Below are 21,892 nucleotides of genomic sequence, written 5' to 3' on the forward strand. Positions count from 1 at the left end.
CGAAACGCCTCACTCATCCGAAACACCCCACCGGCCCACCCCGGTTCCACTCCCCCAGCCCATCCGGGAGACAGTCCGGGGACAACGCCTACGCGGACGGGAGGTCCGTCGTGGGCGGCAGCGTCACGGCGCGGTCGGGCAGCGCCGCGTCGTACGCGACGGAGTCACCCGCCCGGTGCCAGTGCAGCACGAAGCGGTCCCCCGCCCGGTAGGCGTCCAGCCCCGCCCTGCAGTAGGCGACCATGTCGTCCGGGAGGGCGTCCAGCGGGAACCAGTCGAGCTGCGAGCACTTCTCGGGCTCACGGTTCACCGGCTCGCCGCCCGCGCCGTACGCGGCCTCGAAGAACCACCCGGTGCGCGGCCGTGCGTCGGCCCGCGGCGCGCGGTGCTGCATCACCAGAGCCACCCGCAGGTCCTCGGGGCGGAGGTCGAGGCCGGTCTCCTCGCGTGCCTCGCGGATCATCGCCTCCCGGACGTCCTCGCCGTCCTCCACATGTCCGGAGGGCGCGTGCCACAGACCGTCGGCGTAGCCGGTGTTGGCGCGGCGGCTGAGCAGGACCTGCCCCTCCCTGCGCAGCACGAGGTGCACATCCACCACCTCGGTGTGGCGCCGCGGCGGGGCCGGGTGGACCACCATGGCGTACCGCTCGTCGGTGACCGGCCGGCCCCAGAGAGCCGCGTCGGCGGACAGCCGCTCGGTGTGCACCCGGGCCGCCCAGGGGGCCACCGCCGCGGAGAGTTCGCCGAGCGGCACGCCCGTCGGGTCGATGTCGCCCCAGACACCCTCGATCAGAACGAGCCGCCCGCCGGGGCGCAGCAGGCCCGCCCAGTGACGCAGCACCGCGGCGCGGTCGGGCAGCATCCACACCAGATGGCGGGCGAGTACGACATCGAACCGCCGCTCCCCCACAGGGGGTTCGGCCGCGTCCCCGACGAGGACCCGCGCGCCGGTCCCGGCGAGCTTGGCCCGGGCCTGCTCCGCCATGCGCGGGGAGAGGTCGACCCCGGTGACCCGGTGGCCCCGCTCGGCCGCGAGCAGAGAGAGACTGCCGGTCCCGCAGCCGATGTCGAGGACGTCGGACGGGTCACCGGGCAGCCAGTCGTCCAGCCGCGCCGCCCAGGCGGTCCGTACGGCGGGGTCGCGCAGCCCGTGGTCCGGTTCGTCGTCGAACGCCGCCGCGGCGGAATCCCAGTACTCGGCGGCTGCGGCCGTCCGGCCGTCCGGGTCCGGGTCCGGGTCCGGGTCCGGCGAAGGTGTCGGGGCCGAGGGTGCCCGTGGGCTCGTCCGATCCGTCGAACCCAGCGGACTCTGCGAACTCATCGGACTCTGCCGGCTCTGCTGACTCTGCGGACTCATCGGACTCTGCGGGCTCTGCGGGCTCTTGGGGTTCTTCGAGGTCTCGGAGTGCACATCGGGATCGTCGCACCGGCCACTGACAACGGCCGCGCGTCTCCCGGAACGGTGCCTCCCGGAGGGGACTTCCGGCACCCGGTCCTCGTCATGGGCGGGGGTGGCGCGCCCCGAGTTGCCGGTACCGCCTCCGGCGGGCGGCGAGCCGGGCGTCGGGCTCCTGGCCGCGCAGGGCGGCGAGTTCCTCGCCCAGCACGGCTCCCAGCCGCGCGAGGAACGCGGCCGGGTCGTCCGCGGCGTCGGGAGTCACTCCGCCCACCGCACCGCCGTCCGGCACCTCCTCGACGATGCGGTCCACGATCCCCCGGTCGAGCAGGTCGGCGGAGCGCACGCCCTGGCGGGCGGCGACCTCGTACGCCCGTTCCGTGGTGCGGTACAGAATCGCGGAGGCGCCCTCGGGCGGCAGCGGGGAGAGCCAGGCGTGGCGTGCGGCGAGCACCCGGTCCGCGGGCAGCAGCGCGAGCGCGCCACCGCCCGCGCCCTGGCCGAGCAGCAGACACAGCGTCGGCGCGGGCAGCGTGACGAGGTCCGCGAGGCAGCGCGCTATCTCACCGGCGAGTCCGCCTTCCTCGGCTTCCCGGGACAGTGCGGCACCCGCGGTGTCGACCACGGTGAGCAGCGGAACGCCGAGCTCGGCGGCGATCCGCATCCCCCGGCGGGCCGCCCGCAGTCCGGCGGGACCGAGCGGCGACGCCGCCTCGCCCTGCCGGTCGTGCCCGAGGACCACACACGGCGTTCCGCCGATCCGGGCGAGCGCGAGCAGCAGCCCGGGGTCGTGCTCCCCCGCACCGGTGCCGCTCATCGGGGTGACATCGCGGCCGACGGCCTTCAGCAGCGCGCGGACGCCGGGCCGTTCGGGCCGCCGGGAGCGCCGGATGGAGTCGGCGGTCGCCGGCTCGTTCCCGGGCCCGGCCCCGGGCTCGGGCTCGGGCCCGGCCCCCGGACCGCTCCCGCCCCGGCCGTCCGCCCCGGCCTCCCGCGCACCGACGTCCCGGGAACCGGCGTTCCGGGAACCGGCGTTCCGGGCGGGCGCGGTACTCCCCTCGTCCTGCCGCGGCGCGCGACCGCCCCGCACCGCCACCTCGCCGCCCTGCTCCGTCGATTCGCCGCGCAGCCCGGCGTCGCCGCGCAGCCCGACCTCGCCCTGTGGTCCGGCCTCGCCGGGCGCTCCGGCGTCGCCGCCGCGGAGGACGGCGAGGGCGTGCGCCGCGGCCTCGGGCAGCTGTTCCACGGGGAGGACCGCGTCCACCAGCCCGTGCGCCAGGAGGTTCTCGGCGGTCTGGACACCGGGCGGGAACTCCTCCCCGTACAGCGCCTCGTGGACCCGGGGACCCAGAAACCCGATGAGGGCCCCCGGTTCGGCGGACGTGACGTGTCCGAGGGATCCCCACGAGGCGAACACGCCGCCCGTCGTCGGGTGCCGCAGATGGACCAGATACGGCAGTCCGGCCGCCTTGTGCTCCGCGATGGCGGCGGTGACCTTCACCATCTGGACGAAGGCGATGGTGCCCTCCTGCATCCGCGTACCGCCGGAGGCGGGTGCGGCGAGCAGCGGCAGCCGTTCCGCGGTGGCCCGTTCGACCGCCCGGACCAGCCGTTCCCCCGCCGCGACCCCGATCGACCCGGCCAGGAAGCGGAATTCACAGGCCACCACCGCCACCCGGTGCCCGCGTATCGCGCCCTCGCCGGTGACGACCGACTCGTCGAGGCCCGTGCGCTCACGGGCCCGCTCCAGATCGGCACGGTAGTCGGGGTCCTCGGTGGTGACCGCGACCGGCTCGTCCCAGCTGCGCCAGGTTCCTGGGTCGACGACGGCTGCGATCAGGTCCAGTGCCGGGGTGCGGGGGCTCGGTCGCGTCATGGGGGACACCCTGCCACGATCACCCGTCCGTCCGGCGGGACGCAATCCCCTCGCGGACCGGCTCCCACCGGCGAGGACACCGGGCGGCGCGGCAGAGCGCAGCCTCACCTACTTTCCATATTGGAAAGTAGGTGCCAGTATGGAAAGCATCGAAGACGGAGACCGGGGCCGATAACACAGGGGGACGACCATGTCCGGAGCGGTGGAAGCCGGCGCGGCACTGGAAGGTGCCGCACGGATGGAGCGGGCCGCGCGGGCCCACAGCGGCTGGTACGCGACCTGCCTGTGGGTCTTCGCGGGGTGGCAGTTGATCCTTCTGCCCACCGTGTTCCTGTGGCGCGGGCCGATGGGGGCCCTGGTCTGCAGCGGGGCGAACGCCGCCCTCGTCACCGCGCTCTCCGTCCACGCCGCACGACAGCGGACCGTGCCCCGTGGCCACACCCGCAGGCACCTCGGCGTCATCGGCGCCTGGATCGTGGCCTACACCGGCAGCATCGTCCTGGCATTCACCGTCCTGGAGCCCGGCCCGCCCTTCGTCGCAATGGCCGCGGTGGCCTGTGCCCTGCCGCCCGCCTGGGGCGCGTGGCGGACGAGGCGTCCGGCGTGACACGGGAGACGGCACCGGACACCTCCGCACGGCGCGAGGACGGACAGCACGGGAAGGGGCAGCGCGGGAACGGACAGCGCGGGGACGGCCCGCACCCCCGCCATGCGCTCGCACCGCTGCTGGCCTCGCCGGTGCGGCTGTCGGTGGTCGCCGCACTGGCCGCCGTGGACAAGGCCGAGTTCGGCTATGTGCGGGACCTGGTCGAGATCACCGACTCCGCCCTCTCGAAGCAGGCCTCGGCGCTGGAGGAGGCGGGCTGGGTCGCGGTGGAGAAGGGACAGGTCGGCCGCCGACCGCGCACCTGGCTGTCCCTGACCGAGGAGGGACTGACCGTCTACCGACGCCACATGGCCGCCCTGCGGGCCATCGCGGGACCGTTGGCGTGACGGGTGGCGGTTCCACCGTCCCGAGCCGACCATGACCGCTGCGGGCCGGCACCCACGGCTGTGCCGGACGCAATCCCCCGCGGACGAGCCGGAACGCGTGCCCGTGACGATCGCCCCCCACCGCATCACGGAGCCGACTCATCGACGCGGTCCTGACACTCGGACGCTCCCTCGGGCTGGAGCGGATCACGGTGCACTCAAGTGATCGAGCGATTCCGGCTTACTCGCGCCACGGGTTCGGCCCGTCCCACCGACTGCTGCAGGCCGGCCCGACAGCCCCGTGCGCACCTCCCGGTCCGGATCCGGAAACCGCTCACGCCCCCCGCTCCGGAAGGGCCACCGCGCCCCCTCCCACACCCCGCCACCCCCCGCTGATGCCCGGTGGCTGAGCCCCCGCTTAGCCTCCCCTTAAGCGGACCATAACGATCCCCTTCTCCCCCTCTCCATGGCGTTTTCCGTCGTTCCGCCGGTCTAGCGTGCTGATCGCCGGGGCGGGGTTCCGGCCGTCGGTGCCGCCGGATTCGGGGGGCGGAACCGCCGGCCGGCCCCGTCCGCAGTTCCCCCGAACACCCTGAAGGAGCACCCCACATGACCGCACGTCGCCAGGCCGCCCGGCTCGTCGCCATCGGCTTCGCGCCGCTCGCGCTCGCCGGGCTGGCCGCCGGGCCTGCGGCCGCGCACGGTTCCATGACCGACCCCGTCAGCCGGGTGTCCGCCTGTTTCGCCGAGGGTCCGGAGAGCCCCAAGTCGGCTGCCTGCAAGGCGGCTGTCGCGGCGGGCGGGACCCAGCCGCTGTACGACTGGAACGAAGTGAACATCGCGGACGCCGCCGGGAAGCACCGGAGCATCATCCCCGACGGCAAGCTGTGCAGCGCCGGCCGCGACAAGTACAAGGGGCTCGACCTGCCGCGGGCCGACTGGCCGTCCTCCCGGATATCCGCCGGCAAGCGCACCTTCCATTACAAGGCCACCGCGCCCCACAAGGGTTCGTTCGCGCTCTACCTGACCAGGAGCGGCTACAACCCGAAGAAGCCGCTCAAGTGGTCCGACCTGGAGGCGAAGCCCTTCGCGAAGGTGAGCGACCCCAAGCTGGTGAACGGCGAGTACGTCTTCAGCGGCAAGGTGCCCCAGCGGACCGGACGGCACCTGATCTACAGCGTCTGGCAGCGGTCGGACAGCCCGGAGGCCTTCTACACCTGCTCCGACGTGGTGTTCGGCAAGGGCAGCGGAGTCCGCTCCGCCACCGCGGCGACGGCGAGCGGGCCGAGCGACCGGCAGATCGAGGCCGGCGCCGCCAGGTCCACCGTGGACCACAGCGGCCACGGAGGCGCCGGGCACGGCGGTGACACCGGCCACGGCACCGCGACCGGAACGGACCACGACCACGGCACCCGGCCGGAGAACGGCGCCGAGGACTCCGCATCCGCGCGCAGCGCGGACGCGGCCGGCACCACCGCCACCGGCGAGGGCGCCCCGGCGGGCAACGCCCCCGTGGCGAACGGCGCCATCACCCAGCCGGTCGACGAGGAGCACCTCGCGCAGACCGGTGGGGACAGCAGCACCGCTCCCCTCGCCCTGGGCGGCGCGGCGGTTCTCGCGCTCGGCGCCTCGGTCCTGTTCGCCAACCGCCGCAAGGCCGCACACCGACGCGGCTGATCCGCGCGACCCCGTACCACCGCTCCGGCGCTCCGGGCTGCCGCCCCTCCCCCCCTAGGGGGCGGCAGCACCGTGACGGGGCGGGAAAAGGCCCCCGGCGCACGACGGTTCTCGGAAACCGTCGCGTGCCGGGGGCCGTCGCGCGTGGATCAGCCGAGGACCGCGCGTGGTTCAGCTGAAGACCGACAGGCAGTTCGTCTGCGTGGCGTGGGCCGGGTCGAGGGCGTTGGCGGTCTCGTGGAAGGCGATCCGGTCGAGGAGGCCGATCGCCACATGCTCGGACAGGTCGACGGAACAGAGGTCCTGGAGCACGACGTTGCGCACGTCGGGCCCGGACAGGAAGGCGGACCGGTACGGCGTGACCACTTCGTCGTACTTGGTCGCGATCACCGTGTACCGGACGCCGGGCACCGTGTCACCGCCCTCGTTGAGCCTGGTCAGGAAGTCCGACCCCGCCACCTGGTCGGTGAGGCCGGGGGCCGACCGGCTGATGGCGTCCTTCGCTCCGGGGAACTGGTCCAGGAGCCACGTCAGTCCGTTCAGGGTGGTGCCGTGGTTGTCGGGCGCCAGCCCGATCAGCGCGTTCACCTTCTCCGCGCCGCCGAGGAACTTCAGGTAATGACGCGGCATCATCCCGCCCTGGCTGTGGCCCACCAGATCCGCCTCGGCGGCGCCGGTGGCCGCCAGGACGCGGTCCACATAGGCGGAGAGCTGACGGGCCGACGCCTCGATGGGGCCGAGGCCGTGGAAGAAGGGAACGCCGGGCAGTTGGCCGTAGTCCAGGGAGAAGACGCAGTAACCGCGCTGCACCAGGTAGGGGGCGAGGCCGAGCCAGTTGTCGATGGAGTTGCCGAGCGTGCCGTGCACCAGCACGACCGGACGGGGATGGGCCGCGGACGGCCGGCAGGAGAAGTCGTTCCAGCCGCTGGAGGTGGTACGGGCAGCGGTGGCGTCGTCCGCCGCCGCCGGGGTGGCGGTGAGTGCGGCGGTGAGCAGGAAGGCGGGAAGGAGCTGCAGAGCTCGCTTCCAGGGCAGCTTCATGTGATCTCCTCGCGGGGCGACACGGAGTGGGGTGACCGTGAACCCTGTGATCCGGATCACAAGAAAGCTGTGCTCATGTCAAATTACGGACGAGTAGCAAGTCTGGCCAGTCATGCGGCGGCAAAGAGAATGTCATGCACTCCTCATAATTTGCCTCAGCGGCAGCGCTCCGCCCCACCCGTCGCAGGGCGCGGGGGCAACGGGTATACGAAAGCGGCTGCCGAGCCGCCCACGGCCGGCCCCACAAGCAGGGAGCGGCCCCACGGGCAGCTTCCGCGCCCGCGGCCGGCCCCGCGGGCACAAGGCCGAGGCGACGACGGTCCGGTGCGGAGGTGCCCGGTCACGGGCCCGTGGCTGCACGACGCACAACGGGCCGCAGGAGGCGGAACGTGAGGGCCCACCAGGGAACGTGTGACGGACAACAGCCGGATGCCCTGCCGCGCGCCGGTCGGTTCGCGCCGCCCCGCGCGTTCTACTGTGCAGGGGCCCATCCGATCCGGAACGGGAGAGCCCGTCCGTGCCCCACCACGAGCCCACCCCCGGCCACCGCGAGTCCGTCCCCGGCCGTCATGAGCCCGGTCGCCAGGATCCCGGCCCCGGCAGCCGCGCCGGGGCCGCGCCGTCCGGTACGGCGCCGTCCCATGCCGCGCCGGGCGGGGCGACGCCGGGCGGCGACGCGTCGGCGTTCGCCCTGCTCGCCGAGCGGCACCACCGTGAGCTGCACATCCACTGCTACCGCATGCTCGGCTCGTTCGAGGAGGCCGAGGACCTCGTGCAGGAGACGCTGCTGCGGGCGCGGGGACAGGCGAAGAGCACCGAGGGGGATCCGGCGTCGCGGGAACCGGAGTTCCGGACCCTGCTGTACCGGATCGCGACGGTGGTCTGCCAGGACGCGCTCCGGCACAAGCGGAGGCTGCCGGCGCTGCACTCCATCGCGGACGCGCCCTGGGTTCAGCCCTATCCCGACCGGCTGCTGGACCAGGTCGCGCCCGGCGCGGGCGGACCGGGGCCCGCCGCCGTCACCCGGGAGACGATCGAACTCTCCTTCCTCGCGGCTCTCCAGCTCCTGCCGCCCCGGCAGCGGGCCGCGCTCGTCCTGCGCGATGTGCTCGGACGGCCGGCCGAGGAGACCGCGGCACTGCTCGGTACCACCGCGACGGCGGCCGACAGTGCGCTGCAGCGCGCCCGGGCGACCCTCCGGGAGCACCGGCCGCCGCACCGGGACGCCCCGGGCGCCGCGGTCGGACGCGAGAACGCGGCGGAGGTGAACGCGGAGGCGGAAGCGGAGGCGGAAGCGGAGGCGGAAGCGGAGGCGGAAGCGGAGGCGGAGCTGCTCCGGTGCTACGTCGACGCCCACGAACGGGCCGACACCGCCGCCCTGACGGCGCTGATGCGGGAGGACGTACGGGTCACGACGCTGCCCCGCCCCTGGTCCTACGAGGGCCGGGCAGCGCTCGCCCCGCTCTTCGAGCAGACCTTCGGTCCGCAGGGTCCCGGCGACTGGAAGCTGCTGCCGACCGGGGCCAACCGCTCGCCGGCGGCTGCCGGTTACCTGCGCCCGGAGGGCGAATCCGGCCACCGGGCGTTCAAACTCGACGTACTGCGGGTCGAGGGCGGCGCCATCGCGGAGATCACCACCTTCGACGCCGAACTCTTCCCCGCGTTCGGGCTCGGGCTCACGCTCTGACGGGTCCGCCCGCTGACGGAAGGCGGTGGAGCGTGCCGTACATGAGCGCGAGGTGCTGCCCGCCGGTCACGCGGTGCGGCGGGGCCGGTCCGCCAGGGCCGCCGGCCGGACCGCCCCGGGCCAGCGCATATTGGCGCGGTCGAGGACCGGTTCCAGGAGCCACGCGTTGGCCGCCTGCCGGTCGAAGGTGAGCTGCCGGCCGGAGCGTTCGGGGTCGGTCAGGTCCTCCGCCCGCAGGGAGACCGCCCGGACCCGGGCCCGCTGCAGGCCCAGCGCGTCGTGCAGCGCATAGGCGGTGGCGGCCAGGGCCGGGGTGTGGGCGGTCGGCTCGGGCAGTGCCCGGGTGCGGGTCGTGGTGGAGCGGTCGGCGTAGCGGACGGTGAGGGTGAGCGCGCGGGCCACCCGGCCGTCGGCCCGCATCCGGAAGCCGAGGTCGGCGGCGAGCGCGAGCAGCGCCCGGCGCCTGAGGTCCGCCCCCAGCTCGTCGCGGTCGAAGCGCTGTTCGACACTGACCGAGCGCGTCGGGGAGCCCGCAGGTGCCCCGGCCGCCCCGTGCCCCGGGGCCGAGGAGACGGGGGTGGGATCGATGCCGTGCGCACGGTCGTACACCCGGCGCCCGGCGCTCGCGCCGAGGATGCGCTGGAGGGTGGCCGGCGGGGTGGCGGCGATCCGGCCGATGCTGTCCAGGCCGTACGCGCCGAGGGTGCGGGCGGTGGCCGGGCCGACCCCGTGGAGTGCGGTGACCGGCCGGGGCGCGAGGTAGGCGGCCAGCGCGCCGGGGTCGTCGGGGACGGTACGGATCGCGCCGGCGGGCGCGGGGTCGAGGGCGGCCAGGCGGGCCAGCAGGGGGTTGCCCGCGACCCCGACGGTGCAGTCCACGCCGTGCCGGGCGAGCGCCCGGACCCGCACGAGGCCGGCGATCCCGGCGGCGTCCCGGCCGAAGTAGCGCAGCGCGCCGCGGACGTCGACGAGCGCGGCGTCGGGTGGGAGCGCCTCGATCACGGGGCTGAACTCGGCGAGCAGACCGAGGAGTTCCGCGTACGCCTCCTCGCCGGGGGCCGTCTCCGTCCCCGCGGTCCGGAACCGCACGTACAGCGTCGAAAGCCTGCCCCCGGAAGCCGGGGCCGCGCCCCGGAGAGCCCGGTACGTGTTCCCGGAAGCCGCGGATGTCTTCCGAGGAGTCGCGGATGCCTTCCGAGGAGCCGGGGCTGCCTTCCGAGGAGCCGGGGAAGTCATCGGCCCGCGCTCCCCGGGCTGGAGTGCCACAGTTTGCGGCCGGTGGCGGCCGGGTCGCCCGCGGGGCGGAGATCCGCCCAGGGGTGCATGGCGTAGCCGGTGGACAGGTGGATGCGGCGGCCGTCCCCGGAGTCGGCGGGCGCCCCGGGCTCCGGCTCCGCGCCGGGCCCGCCGTCGGCCCGCTCCCCCGGCCCTCCCGGCTCCCCCGAGTCCTCCGGGGCGCCGGACGTCAGCCGCGCCGCGACCGCGTCCAGACCGCCCTCGCGGCGCAGTTCCGCGAGCTCCGCGAGGTTCCATGCCGCCGAGCCGACCACGCTGAGGCTGCGCGGTCCGCGCCGCTGGACCGTGCCGCGGACGAGGAGCAGCCAGGAGTGGAAGACGGTGTGGGCGCAGGCCGCGTGGCTGTCGTCGAAGAAGGCCAGGTCGACCAGGCCCGTACCGTCGTCGAGGGTGGTGAAGACGACCCTCCGGCCGGAGCGGATCGGCGGGGTCTGGGTGGCGGCCTTGGCACCGGCGACGAGCACCGTCTCGCCGTGCCGGGCGGCGCGCAGCCGCTTGGCCGGAATCACCCCCAACTCCTCCAGAAAGGCGGCGTGGTCGCCCATGAGGTGCCGGGAGGTGTCCATGCCGAGCACGCCCAGTTCGGCGCCGAGGCGTTCGCCCGCGTCGAGGTCGGGCAGTCCGGCCGGTTCCGCGAGGGCGGGCCGGGCGTCCGCGTCCAGCGGGAGCTGTCCGGCGCGGGCGGTGGTGCCGCGCTGGTGCCGGTGGAGTTCGGCGATGTGCAGGAGCAGGTCGCGCCGGTTGTTCCCGAACGCGTCCAGCGCGCCCACCTGGGCGAGCCGTTCGGCGACCGGCCGCCCCGGGCGGGCCCGGTGCCAGAGGTCCTGGAGCGAGGTGTACGGACGGCCGGACGTGATCCGCTCCGTCTCGGCCTCGCTGATGCCGTGCACTTCGGAGAGCGCGAGGCGAATGCCCCACTTTCCACCGGACTCCAGTTCGATTCGATAGTCGGCGGCCGACCGGTTCACCTCCAGGGGCAGGATCGGCACCCCGCGCCGCCGCGCGTCCGCGAGCAGCAGCCGCTTCGGGTACATCCCGGGGTCGTGGGTGAGCAGCCCCGCGTAGAAGGCCGCCGGGTAGTGGGCTTTCAGCCAGGCCGACTGGTAGGTCGGCACGGCGAAGGCCACGGCGTGCGCCTTGCAGAAGCCGTACGAGCCGAACGCCTCGACGATCTCCCAGGTCCGCTCCACCACGTCCGGCGCGTACCCCCGGGCCGCGGCCTCCGCCGCGAACCAGGCCCGCACCCGCCCCTGCCGCTCGGTGTCGGACAGCGCGCGGCGGGCCTCGTCGGCGCGCCCCCGGCCGCAGCCGGTCATGACCGACAGGATCTCGATGATCTGCTCGTGGAAGACGACCACCCCGTAGGTCTCGCGGAGCGCGTCCGCCAGGTCGGGGTGCGGGCACTGCGGCACCCGCCGTCCGTGCCGCGCCTCGATGAAGGGGCGCACCATGTCGGCCGCGACCGGGCCGGGCCGGAAGAGCGAGATGTCGACGACGAGATCGTGGAAGGTGGCGGGCTGAAGCCTCCCGATCAGATCGCGCTGCCCCGGGGACTCGATCTGGAAGCAGCCGAGGGTCTCGGTGGAGCGGATCAGGTCGTAGGTCGCGGGGTCGCCCGGCGGCACCTGCGCGGGGTCGTCCAGATCCGGCCCCCGCCCGGTGGCCCGTGCGATCTCGGCCACCGCGTGCGCCATCGCGGACTGCATCCGCACCCCGAGCACATCCAGTTTGAGCAGCCCCAGGTCCTCGACGTCGTCCTTGTCGAACTGCGCCATCGGGAAACCGTCGCCGCTGGCGACGACGGGGGTGCGGTCGTGCAGCGAGGCGTCGGACAGCAGCACTCCGCAGGGGTGCATGGCGATCCCGCGGGGCAGTCCGTCCAGCGCCTCCACCAGCTCCCACAGCCGTCCGTAGCGCTCCCCCTCCGCGGCGACCGCGCGCAGCTCCGGCAGTTCGGCGAGGGCGGCACGGGCGTCGCGGGCCCGGATGTGCGGGAAAGCCTTGGCGAGCCGGTCGGTCTCGGCCGGGTCCATGCCGAGGGCCGCGCCCACGGCCCGGACGGCGTGCCGCACCCGGTAGGTCTCCGGCATGGCGACGGTGGCGACCCGCTCCGCCCCGAAGCGGTCGAAGATCGCGCGGTAGACGTCGAGGCGCCGGGCGGACTCGACGTCGATGTCGATGTCGGGCAGCACCCGCCGCTCCCGCGACAGGAAGCGCTCCATCAGCAGGTGGTGCTCGACGGGGTCGGCGTGCGCGATGCCGAGGAGGTGGTTGACCAGCGATCCGGCGCCGGAGCCGCGGGCGGCGACGCGGATGCCGAGCGCGCGGGTGTCGTCGACGACCTGGGCGACGGTGAGGAAGTACGAGGCGAAGCCGTGGTGTTCGATGATGGCCAGTTCCTCGTGCAGCCGCTCCCAGCGCCGCCGTTCGCGGTCGTAGCCGCGCAGCACCATCGCGGCGGCGCACCGGCTGCGCAGGACGCGGTCGGCGGTGCGCCGCTCCGCCCCCACCAGGCGCGGCTCGGGGAAGTGCACGGTGCCGATGCCGAGGTCGTCCTCGGGGTCGACGCGGCACGCGGCGGCGGTCCGCCGGGTCTCCTCCAGGAGGCGGTGCGCCGCGTCCCGGCGGAAGCCCGCGGCCTCCGCGATCCGCTCGGCCGCGCGCGCCATGTCCCGTTCGTCCTTGAGCCAGCGTTCGCCGCTGTCGAGCCGGTCCGGCCGGCGCGGGTCGACGGGGACGAGGAGCCGGGCGGCGTCCAGCACGTCGGCGACCGGGCCCTGCCCGGGGTCGGCGTAGCGGACGGCGTTGCTCAGGACGGCCGGTACGCCCTGGTCGGCGGCGAAGCCGACGGTGCGGGCGGCGAGCCGCAGCGACCCCGGCCCGGTGCCCCCGCGCCCGTGGTGCACGGCCTCCAGCCGGAGCGCGTCGCCGTACAGATCCCGCCAGGGGGCGAGCAGCCGCGCGGCCCGGTCGGGGCGGCCCTCGGCGAGGGCCCGGCCGACGTCGGAGCCGGGGCCGAGCAGGACGGTCAGCCCGCTGTCCGCGGACTTCTCCAGGTCGGACCGGTCCAGCAGGGGCTGTCCGGCGTCGCCCGCGTGGGCGGCCGAGACCAGGCGGCACAGTCCGGCCCAGCCGGCGGCGCCGTCCCGGGCGAGGAAGACCGCCCGGGGCGCGGACTCGTCGAGGAAGGCGCCGCCGCGCACCGGGTTCCGCCGCCCCGGGGGCGTACGACCGGGTGCGGGCCCGGCACCGTCCGGCACCGGCCCCCGTACGGCCAGTCCGGCGCCGAACAGCGGCCGCACACCGGCCCGGGCGCACGCCTTGGCGAACCGGACCACGCCGGCGAGGGTGTCCCGGTCCGTCAGCGCGAGGGCGTCCATGCCCCGCTCCGCGGCGCACGCGGCGAGCCGCTCCGGGTGGGTGGCTCCGTACCGCATGGAGAAGCCGGAGACGGTGTGCAGATGCGTGAACCCGGACACCCGCGCCTCCTGCAGCTCGTACACCCCCTGGCTGGAACTTTTCTGTCTCCCCGGCCTCCACCATAGACCAAGCATCGAACATTCGTACGATCGATGTGGACGGCCCGCCGGGCGCCGCCCGGCCGGCCGGTGAACACCGCCCGCCCCCTTGATGAACAGGGCGGGACGGCGCGATCCGCACCCACCGCCCCGCATCCGGCACCCCCGAGCCACCCCGGAGACCGGCCCGATTGCGGACATATGCCCGGGGCGAGTCGAGTCACTTCCCCGGGCGCCCGGCGACACGCCGAGGCCGAACGGCACTTTCCGGCCGAGGTGGCACGACAAGCCAGGAACGTTGCACAGCGTTTGCGCAGGTCAGACGGAAGTTTTTGCTTGAAGCGGGAATTTTCGTCCACATGCCGGACACATCTTCGACGCCTCCACACCCACTCCGACCTGCCCGAATATACATTCGGGCACAGTGTGTTCCAGTGCGGCGACCAGAAGTGACCGCTCGGTGTGCGTTCACCGTTCGCATGAGCAAGACTCCCGTCCGGCATCTGCACCCGCGAACAGAAGGAGCCTGCGAAATGCGCTACACCATTGGGGCGTTGGGGGCGGCCGCCGCCCTGGCCGTCGGCTGCCTGGCGAGCACGACCGCCGTGGCACACGCCGACAGCCAGGGTCAGAGCAGCCTCTACGCACCGTCGGCTCTGGTACTCACCATCGGCAAGGGCGAGGACGCGGCGACCGCGGCCGTGCAGCGGGCCGTCGTGCTGCGCTGCGCCCCCAGGCCCGGCGGGGACCACCCGGCCGCGGCCCAGGCGTGCTCCCAGCTCCGCGCCGTGAACGGCGAGTTCTCCGCGCTGACCCAGCCCCCGGCGCCGGGCACCGTGTGCACCAGGATCTACGACCCGGTCACGGTCACCGCGGACGGGGTCTGGAACGGCCGTCGCGTCTCCTGGTCGCAGACCTTCGCCAACCAGTGCGTGATGGAGGGGATGACCCAGGGGAACGTCTTCGCCTTCTGACCAGGAGGGAGTGATTCCCTGCCCGCCCGGGAGAGCGCATCCTCCCCGCCGGGAGGGAAACCCTCCTGCAGGACCCGGAGAACATCCGGGGGGCCGCTGAGCCGCACCGGTGCTGTGGGGGCGCCGGCCGGCAGCGACCGGGGCCGTGGGGGGCCCGGACGCAACAGCGCAGGCCCCGGGTACGTCGGACGTACCCGGGGCCTGCGGCCCGCAACACCTGCGGGGCGGATCCGCTCGGCGTCAGCCGATCTCGGCGCCGAACTCCTCCAGCGCCTCCGGCACCGGCTGGAAGAACGTGGTGCCACCGGCGGAGCAGTCACCGCTTCCGCCCGAGGTCAGACCGACCGCCGACGAACCGGCGAACAGCGCGCCGCCGCTGTCGCCCGGCTCGGCGCAGACATTGGTCTTGATGAGGCCCTCGACGGTGCCCTCCGAGTAGTTGACGGTCTCGTTGAGGCCGGTCACCTCGCCGCCGTGCACCTGGGTGGTGGAGCCGCTGCGCTTCACCTTCTGACCGACGGTCGCCTCGGCGGCCTTGGTGATCTCCTGAGTGCTGCCGTTGTAGAGGTTCACCGCACTGGGGTGCTCGACGTCGCCCGAGTACTTCACAAGTGCGAAGTCGTTGCCCGGGAACTGCGAGTCCTCCATGGTGCCGATCGCGGCACCGTCGGCCGACCACTCGCTGCCCTTCTTGCCGCAGTGCCCCGCGGTGATGAAGGCGGGCTCGCCGCCGACCGTCACGTTGAAGCCGAGCGAGCAGCGACCGCCGCCGCTGGTGATCGCGTCGCCGCCGGCGACGAAGGGCCGGTACTCACCGGAGGTCCGCTGCAGCGTGACCTTGCTGCCCAGGCTGTCCAGCACCGTGTCGAGCTTGCGGAGCTTGCCGCCCTTGACGGTCCGGTCCGCGGTGACGACGATCTTGTTCTTCCGCGGGTCGACGGACCACGACGTACCGGGAATGGTCGCCTTGTCGGACAGTGTCGTCCGCGCCTCCTTGAGCTCGGCCAGCGTGTGCTGGACGACCTTCGCGACCGCGCCCTTCGCCCGGACCTTGTCCGCGGCGGCCTTGTCCACGACGTTGACCACGAGCTTCCTGGTCTCGGTGTCGTAGTACGCACCCGCGGTGTCGCCCCGCAGATCGGACGAGACGGAGGAGGCCAGCTTCGCGGCGGCCGGCGCCGACAGCAGGTCCGCGGCCCGGGGCGGAGCGGGAGTGGCGGTGGCGCTCTGCAGCGTGAACGCCGCGCCGACGACGGCTGCCGCCGCCGCGCCCGCAATCGCGGTGCGCCGCTTGGTGATCCGTCGGTGCTTCAAGTCAAGACCTCCAGTGGGGGGTTGGGCCTGCCGTGGGGAGCATTCGGCCCGGAGGGTGCACATCACGCACACCTGGCACATACGTACAGATGAGGACGGGACCACCGAAAAGGAGTCGCGTCCATGCCAATTGGCGCGCCGAGTATGCCCAGGTCCCCCACTGACACACAAGGTCGGGTTCCGGTCGTGTGTACGAAGCCACAAGGGCGGCGTCCGCCCGGGGAGGCATTGCGACGCTATGTCCGTCGTGGAGACGACGGACGGCGGCCGCAGCACATCGGCCGACGCACCGCACCGGTCCGACGGCGGACCGCTGCGGGGTGAGAGCTGCGGGGTGAGAGCTGTGGGAAACCGCTACCGGTACCCGGCTGACGGCGACCTCGCGGACCCGCGGACGCACGGAACGGAGGGCGGCACACGGAGAGGAAGCCTGAACGGCCCGCCGAACCGGAACGTGATCAGCGTGCGGAACCCCATGCCCATGCCCATGCCCATGCCCATGCCCATGCCCCCGGATCATCGACCGGACCGCAGGTCACCGGCCGTAACACCCCGTCGCACGCATGACCGGGGCGGACCGTCCGCCCCGGTCAGGACCTCACCGCCTCACACCTGTGGCGTCACCGGACCCCGGCCGCGGGCGGTCCGGCCGCCGAACCGTCGCCGTCGGCACGGGCGTCCGGCCGGCCGCCGGAGCGGGGATCGTCGGCGGCGAGTGCGGCCGCGTCGGCCGGCGAGTCGGACGCCCCGGCGGCCTCCCGCCCGGCTCGGGCCGCCGCCGGAGAAGCCGCCCCGGACTCGGCAGCGGCGGCAGCACCGGCTTCGGCACCGGCAGCTGCGGTCGGCGCGGCAGCAGCCGCCTCCTCGGACGCGGCGCCGGCAGCCGGACCCGTCGCGGCACCGGAAGCGGATCCGGAAGCACCGTCGGGAACCGGGCCGGACGCGGCCACCGGAGTCCGCGGCGCCGTCTCGACCTCCTGCTGCGGGGCGTACGGCCCCTGCTGGGCCCGCTCCAGGAACCTCAGCAGCTCCACGGGGAAGGGCAGCACCAGCGTGGAGTTCTTCTCCGCGGCGACCGCCACCACCGTCTGGAGCAGCCGCAGCTGGAGCGCGGACGGAGTGGCCGCCATCTGCTGCGCCGCCTCCGCCAGCTTCTTCGAGGCCTGCAGCTCGGCGTCCGCGTTGATGACCCGGGCCCGCCGCTCACGGTCGGCCTCCGCCTGCCGGGCCATGGACCGCTTCATGGTCTCGGGGAGCGACACATCCTTGATCTCGACCCGGTCCACGGTCACCCCCCAGCCGAGGGCGGGGCTGTCGATCATCAGCTCCAGGCCCTGGTTGAGCTTCTCCCGGTTGGACAGCAGATCGTCCAGCTCGCTCTTGCCGATGATGGAGCGCAGTGAGGTCTGCGCCATCTGGGACACGGCGAAGCGGTAGTCCTCGACCTGGACGACCGCGTCGGCGGCGTCGACGACCTTGAAGTAGACGACGGCGTCGACCCGCACCGTCACGTTGTCCCGGGTGATGCCTTCCTGTCCCGGCACCGGCATGGTGATGATCTGCATGTTCACCTTGTTCAGCCGGTCCACCAGCGGGACGATCATGGTGAATCCCGGCTCCCGCACCTGTGGCAGCAGCCGCCCGAGCCGGAGGACGACCCCGCGCTCGTACTGCTTGACCACGCGCGCCGCGGCCAGGAGGTATACCGCGACACAGCAGAGTGCCACGACTGCCGCTGTCACGAGCTGCTCGACCATCACGGCCACCCGCCCGTCTGGTTTGTGGGTCATGCCCCTTTTGAGGGCCTCTGCTGTCCACGATAATCCCGCGCCGCGGAACCGTGAGCGGGCGGTGAGCAGCCATCGAGCCCCCGCCCGGAACACCGGGCGGGGGCTCGTCCGTCACCGGCCGCGGACTCTCCGGGGTGGGGGTGGGAGACCGGGCCGGGGACGGCTGGAGGGGATGGTGCGATGGGCGCCGGACGGCGCGGAATCAGTAGACGCTCACGCCGTACGCGCTCAGCGCCTCCGTGACCGGCTGGAAGAAGGTCGTCCCGCCGGAGGTGCAGTCGCCGCTGCCTCCCGAGGTCAGACCCACGGCACGGCTGCCGGAGTAGAGCGGACCACCGCTGTCGCCGGGCTCGGCGCAGACATTGGTGCGGATCATGCCGTAGACGATGTCGCCGCCGCCGTAGTTGACGGTGGCGTTCAGTGCGGTGACGGTGCCGCCGTGGGTACCGGTCGTGCTGCCCCGGCGGGTCACGGACATCCCGACGGTGGCGTCGGCGGCGCTGGTGATGTCCTGGCTGCCGACGGTGCCCGGGTGGCTGATCGAGCTGTTGGTGTAGCGCACCAGGCCGTAGTCGTTGCCGGGGAAGCTGGACCCGGCGGTCGGGCCGATGACCGTGGTGCGGGCCGCGCTGGTGTACCAGTTGCCCGCGCCGTCGGTGCAGTGGCCCGCGGTCAGGAAGTAGTAGGTACTGCCGCTGCGCACATTGAAGCCGAGCGAGCAGCGCCAGCCGTCGGCGTAGATGGCGTCGCCGCCCGAGAGCAGCTTGGTGAACTTGCCGGGGGTGCGCTCGATGCTGATCGCACCGGCGTCCCGGCCGGCCTGGCGCTGGATCTTCGCGATCTCGGCGCTGGAGACGGTGCTGTCCGCGGTGACGACGACCCGGCCGGTCTCCTTGTCGACGTGCCAGGCGGTACCGCCGACATCGGCGGTGAGTACGGCGTCGCTCACCTCGGTGAGCTGGGCCGCGCTGTAGGTGGGGGCGGGGGGTTCGGCGTTGGCGGCGGGGACCGCGAACGCCGAGACGGCAACGAGCCCGGAGGCGACGGCGATCAGCCGTGCGCGTCTCGCGATGCCTGAGTGGGGGGTGATGCGCTTGATCCTCACTTCTTCCTCCAGTGGGGAATCGGGGGTCCGCTTGGGTGGGCAGGCCCGTGAGGCGCAGTCGGAGAGCACTCCGGAGTCATTTTGGACGTGCTCCTGACAAGCGCTGGGGGGAGTATTCGGCCGCCGCGCCCCGGGCCGCAAGAGCGCCTTTCAGCCGTGGTCCGCGCAGGCAGCGGGGCCTCGGCGACCGGTGGCCACCGGGGTCCCGCGGCCCCCGGCCCGCGCGCGGACGGGCCGGTGGGTCAGCAGGCTCCGCTCCCCCGCCGCGACAGCAAAGGGAGCGGTGTTCACAGAGGGCGGGAGGGGGCGCCGCACGGCCCCGGCAACGGGGCACGACGGCGGCCGGGGACGCCCGGCGGCCGAGGCCACCGCGATGGCGGTGGCCGGGAGCAGCCCGGACCGGCGGCAGCGGCGACTCCCGCTGCCACTGATCGCATCGGCGAAGACGATCCACTGCGTCCCATCCGTCTCGGCTGCCGCCCGAAGGGTGTTCTCGGCTCGTCCGGGGCGGAGTCCGGCGTCGCGCCCGGGCCCGGTCCGCTCCTCGAGGGCCGTCGGCGGCGGGCACCCGGGCCGTGCGCCGTCCGCCGTACGGCCGGGCTATGGCGGACGGCGGACGGCGCGGGCCGGAGGGCGGGGCCGCGGGCGCCGCACCGCTGGGTCCTGTCGTCGAACTCCCGTCCGCTCCGCGACGACAGGGGACGACCAGCCACGGGGCGCCGCCGCCGAGGGGCGAACCCGCGAGCGCGGCACGCTCCTCGGTCACCCCGGAGCGCCGGGCGGGCCCACCGGACGGATCTCCGACAGCGGCGGAAGCGCCGGCTGCGGCGGGAGGGGGCACAGCCGGACGGCCGTTGTCCATCCAGCGCGCAGGAGTGTCCGGAATCCGCCCCTCCGATCGGCCGTCCAGCGGCTCCGGCCCACGGATCCGGCCGGTCGGGACGCCACCGGGCAACTCGGGGAGACCGCCCCGTCGTTCCGGCACGCGGCACTCCGCGACGGGGCGGCGCAGCCCGGTGCGGAGGCGATGCCGGGCCGGGCGATGGCGGTCGGGAAGACGTGTGGCGGGGCGCGGCACCGCGGGACGTCCCACGGCCCGACGCTCCGTGACCCGATGCTCCGTGACTCGGCGCTCCATGACCCGATGCTCCGTGACTCGGCGCTCCGCGACCCGGCGCTCCGTGACTCGATGCTCCGTGACCCGGCGCTCCGTGGCCCGGCAGTTACCGGCGCCCCGGGGGCCGTTGCGCCGCTCCGGGCGAGCGCGCGGACCGCGCCGCTGCGCCGGAATCGCGGGCACGGCCGGCGCGGTCGGCGCGGACCGAGCAGTCAGCGCGGCCGGCGCGGCCGGGCCCATGGGGACGGCCGGGAACGCCGGAAGAGGCGCGCGTTCCGGCAACGCCCGCACACCCGGGACCGGCACAGCACACGCGGCACCGCGAGCGGGCCACGCCGCCCGCTGCCGCTGCGCGCTCATGCGGCCCCATGCCATGCCGGGGCGGTCCCATTCCATGCCGGGGTGGAGTCCTTCCGTACGGGCCGACGAAGGCCGAGGTGCTTCCGCAGCGTCGCACCTTCGTACGCGGTCCGGAACGCGCCGCGCTCCTGAAGCAGCGGCTCCACCCGGTCGACCATCTCATCCAGCCGCTCGGGCAGGATCTGTGGTATGCGGACGGAACGTCAGCCGTACCGTGGCTCCCCCAGCGCACTCCGCACGGCCACTCCGCGCGCCCGTCCCGCGACGCCGTCCCGGCCGGACTCCGTCGGACCTGGCGGCGGACTTCCGCAGTCGTCCGCAGGCGTCCGCAGGCGCCGCGCCCGGCCACCGCGGCCGGGGTGCCGGTCACCCGCGGCTCCCGGCGCGGGCATCAGCGCCCGGCGACCGGCGCTCCCCCCACCGCCGCACACCGGCCGGCGGGGTATCCGAGCCCCAGGTGCTCCCGCAGGGTGGAGCCCGGATAGAAGCGGCGGAGCAGGCTGCGGTGCTGGAGGACGGGCACGGTGCCGTCGACGATCAGCCCCAGGTCCCGGCGGGTGTCGGCCGGCCGCAGGTGGAAGCCGTCGGCGGCGCCCGCCGCGTACCAGTCCCCGATGAGGTGGGCGAGCCCCACGGCGTCGGCCGGGGTGCGGAGTTCGACGGGCAGCGAGACGAAGACGGCCGGACGGCCCGGCTCCCGGCCGTGGGCACGAGCGCGGTCGCGCAGTTCCTCCCCGACGGCGCGCGCCGTGTCGGGGTCCTCGGCGCGGACCAGGACGAGGTCCGCATGGCGGGCCGCGGTCTCCCGGCCCGGTCCCGTGGTCGCGTCGACGGCGATCACCGGGCGGCCCTGCGGCGACCGGGGCAGCACCGACGGTCCGCGCACGGCACGGAACGCGCTCGGGGAATCGCCCCGCCGCGGCCCGTCATGGCCGACCACGCGCCCGGCCACCGTGTCCCGCACCTCCGCGCCGTCCTCCCCGCTGTCCCACAGCCGCGCGACGGCCCCGGCCGCGTCGTCCGCCTCGGCCCACAGTGCTGCCTCGGCGGCCGGGCGCGCGCCGGCCGGCCGGTTCGCGGCCCGGGGCGCCGCGACGTCGACGGTCCAGCCCGCACGGCCCCGGCTCGCCCGGTCCAGCGCGGCGAGCGACGCGGCGACCCGGGCGGGCTCGGTGCGCTCCGCGGAGACGGTCGGTACGAGGCCGATCCGCTCGGTGGCGGGGGCGACCCGGGCCAGCACGGCGAGGGCGTCGAGACGGCCGGCGGTTTCTCCGGCGGGGGCGGCGCTGTCGTCGAGCGTGACGAAGTCCAGGGCGCCGCGTTCGGCGAGACGGGCCAACTCCACGTAGATATCGGCCTCTTGGCATCCTGCGGTGTCGAGAGCAACGGCCAGATGGAGCGGTCGGGTCGGTCCGGGCATGGTCATCCTTCGGAAGAGGGGGTGGCAAGAAGAGGTTCAGCGAGGGGACACGGCAGCCGGCACGGACCGGAGGGCGCGCGCGGAGCAGAGTGCGCCCGTGCGCGGGCGGCCCCGTACCGACCGCCGCACACCACCGGCCACCGCGCCGCGCCCGTCGTCGGCGCCCGGTGGATCGCCACCGCGGACGGCAGGACACCGCACCGCGGCAGGACCATCCGGACGGGCACGACAGTCCCCCGGAGGCACGGAGAGCCGCGGCGGCCGACTTCCCTTCCGGACCGCGGAGTCGACCGTCGGCGCGGCGAGCGGAATCACGGCAGGGACAGCGGGCCACGGCCCGGTACCGCCA

At 74.4% G+C, this 21,892-nt stretch carries 14 protein-coding genes; 5 read left to right on the forward strand and 9 right to left on the reverse strand.

Annotated elements, in window-relative coordinates; genetic code table 11:
* Positions 1 to 88: 88 nt before the first annotated feature.
* Both ACFYYR_RS09510 and ACFYYR_RS09515 read right to left on the reverse strand, forming a co-directional pair.
* The gene (locus ACFYYR_RS09510; RefSeq protein ID WP_388849046.1) at positions 89 to 1,321 is read right to left on the reverse strand and encodes a methyltransferase domain-containing protein; all 1,233 of its coding nucleotides are present in this window, start codon (positions 1,319 to 1,321) and stop codon (positions 89 to 91) included.
* A gap of 178 nt (positions 1,322 to 1,499) precedes the next feature.
* On the reverse strand, positions 1,500 to 3,272 hold the full coding sequence (locus ACFYYR_RS09515; RefSeq protein WP_388849048.1) for a carboxyl transferase domain-containing protein: 1,773 nt from the start codon (positions 3,270 to 3,272) through the stop codon (positions 1,500 to 1,502).
* A gap of 190 nt (positions 3,273 to 3,462) precedes the next feature.
* On the opposite strand from ACFYYR_RS09515, the gene ACFYYR_RS09520 reads away from it, so the two are divergent.
* The 3 genes from ACFYYR_RS09520 to ACFYYR_RS09530 all read left to right on the forward strand — a co-directional run bounded on the left by ACFYYR_RS09520 (position 3,463) and on the right by ACFYYR_RS09530 (position 5,921).
* Positions 3,463 to 3,879: a hypothetical protein gene (locus ACFYYR_RS09520; protein WP_388849051.1), complete on the forward strand. Its 417-nt coding sequence runs from the start codon at positions 3,463 to 3,465 to the stop codon at positions 3,877 to 3,879.
* 116 nt (positions 3,880 to 3,995) lie between these two features.
* Complete coding sequence (locus tag ACFYYR_RS09525) at positions 3,996 to 4,265, forward strand: winged helix-turn-helix domain-containing protein (protein WP_388849312.1); 270 nt, start codon at positions 3,996 to 3,998, stop codon at positions 4,263 to 4,265.
* A 588-nt stretch (positions 4,266 to 4,853) separates the two neighbouring features.
* A complete protein-coding gene (locus ACFYYR_RS09530; RefSeq protein WP_388849054.1) occupies positions 4,854 to 5,921 on the forward strand; it encodes a lytic polysaccharide monooxygenase in 1,068 nt (355 codons plus the stop codon).
* Positions 5,922 to 6,092: 171 nt separating this feature from the next.
* Here the strand turns inward: ACFYYR_RS09530 and ACFYYR_RS09535 are convergent, their stop codons facing one another.
* On the reverse strand, positions 6,093 to 6,962 hold the full coding sequence (locus ACFYYR_RS09535) for an esterase/lipase family protein (RefSeq protein WP_388849057.1): 870 nt from the start codon (positions 6,960 to 6,962) through the stop codon (positions 6,093 to 6,095).
* Between the two features lie 517 nt (positions 6,963 to 7,479).
* Here ACFYYR_RS09535 and ACFYYR_RS09540 point away from each other — a divergent pair.
* Positions 7,480 to 8,649, forward strand: a complete 1,170-nt coding sequence (locus tag ACFYYR_RS09540) for an RNA polymerase subunit sigma-70 (RefSeq protein ID WP_388849060.1) — start codon at positions 7,480 to 7,482, stop codon at positions 8,647 to 8,649.
* Between the two features lie 66 nt (positions 8,650 to 8,715).
* Here the strand turns inward: ACFYYR_RS09540 and ACFYYR_RS09545 are convergent, their stop codons facing one another.
* Together ACFYYR_RS09545 and ACFYYR_RS09550 are read right to left on the reverse strand one after the other, a co-directional pair.
* Positions 8,716 to 9,738, reverse strand: coding sequence for a hypothetical protein (locus ACFYYR_RS09545; protein ID WP_388849063.1), 1,023 nt, complete (start codon positions 9,736 to 9,738; stop codon positions 8,716 to 8,718).
* Positions 9,739 to 9,881: 143 nt separating this feature from the next.
* Positions 9,882 to 13,424 carry a DNA polymerase III subunit alpha gene (locus tag ACFYYR_RS09550; RefSeq protein ID WP_388849066.1) on the reverse strand — a complete coding sequence of 1,181 codons (3,543 nt, stop codon included), beginning with the start codon at positions 13,422 to 13,424 and terminating at the stop codon, positions 9,882 to 9,884.
* Between the two features lie 572 nt (positions 13,425 to 13,996).
* Here ACFYYR_RS09550 and ACFYYR_RS09555 point away from each other — a divergent pair.
* Positions 13,997 to 14,437, forward strand: a complete 441-nt coding sequence (locus ACFYYR_RS09555; RefSeq protein WP_388849069.1) for a subtilase-type protease inhibitor — start codon at positions 13,997 to 13,999, stop codon at positions 14,435 to 14,437.
* A gap of 240 nt (positions 14,438 to 14,677) precedes the next feature.
* On the opposite strand, the gene ACFYYR_RS09560 is transcribed toward ACFYYR_RS09555, so the two are convergent.
* From ACFYYR_RS09560 to ACFYYR_RS09575, 4 genes are all read right to left on the reverse strand, one after another.
* On the reverse strand, positions 14,678 to 15,751 hold the full coding sequence (locus ACFYYR_RS09560) for a S1 family peptidase (protein WP_388849073.1): 1,074 nt from the start codon (positions 15,749 to 15,751) through the stop codon (positions 14,678 to 14,680).
* A 620-nt stretch (positions 15,752 to 16,371) separates the two neighbouring features.
* Positions 16,372 to 17,508 (reverse strand): slipin family protein, encoded by a 1,137-nt coding sequence (locus tag ACFYYR_RS09565; protein ID WP_388849315.1) that lies wholly within the window; start codon positions 17,506 to 17,508, stop codon positions 16,372 to 16,374.
* Between the two features lie 235 nt (positions 17,509 to 17,743).
* Positions 17,744 to 18,646 (reverse strand): S1 family peptidase, encoded by a 903-nt coding sequence (locus ACFYYR_RS09570; RefSeq protein WP_388849076.1) that lies wholly within the window; start codon positions 18,644 to 18,646, stop codon positions 17,744 to 17,746.
* Between the two features lie 1,868 nt (positions 18,647 to 20,514).
* Positions 20,515 to 21,543, reverse strand: coding sequence for an LLM class flavin-dependent oxidoreductase (locus ACFYYR_RS09575; RefSeq protein WP_388849078.1), 1,029 nt, complete (start codon positions 21,541 to 21,543; stop codon positions 20,515 to 20,517).
* Positions 21,544 to 21,892 lie beyond the last annotated feature (349 nt).

It is taken from the genome of Streptomyces sp. NPDC001922 (assembly GCF_042891165.1).
In the GTDB taxonomy this organism is placed as follows: Bacteria; Actinomycetota; Actinomycetes; order Streptomycetales; family Streptomycetaceae; genus Streptomyces.

Excerpts from the sequence above, each read along its gene's own strand:
- ACFYYR_RS09510 (WP_388849046.1), bottom strand. The coding sequence starts at position 1,321 with ATGAGTTCGCAGAGTCCGCTGGGTTCGACGGATCGGACGAGCCCACGG.
- ACFYYR_RS09535 (WP_388849057.1), bottom strand. The coding sequence starts at position 6,962 with ATGAAGCTGCCCTGGAAGCGAGCTCTGCAGCTCCTTCCCGCCTTCCTG.
- ACFYYR_RS09520 (WP_388849051.1), top strand. The coding sequence starts at position 3,463 with ATGTCCGGAGCGGTGGAAGCCGGCGCGGCACTGGAAGGTGCCGCACGG.
- ACFYYR_RS09565 (WP_388849315.1), bottom strand. The coding sequence starts at position 17,508 with ATGGTCGAGCAGCTCGTGACAGCGGCAGTCGTGGCACTCTGCTGTGTC.
- ACFYYR_RS09555 (WP_388849069.1), top strand. The coding sequence starts at position 13,997 with ATGCGCTACACCATTGGGGCGTTGGGGGCGGCCGCCGCCCTGGCCGTC.
- ACFYYR_RS09515 (WP_388849048.1), bottom strand. The coding sequence starts at position 3,272 with ATGACGCGACCGAGCCCCCGCACCCCGGCACTGGACCTGATCGCAGCC.
- ACFYYR_RS09575 (WP_388849078.1), bottom strand. The coding sequence starts at position 21,543 with ATGCCCGGACCGACCCGACCGCTCCATCTGGCCGTTGCTCTCGACACC.
- ACFYYR_RS09530 (WP_388849054.1), top strand. The coding sequence starts at position 4,854 with ATGACCGCACGTCGCCAGGCCGCCCGGCTCGTCGCCATCGGCTTCGCG.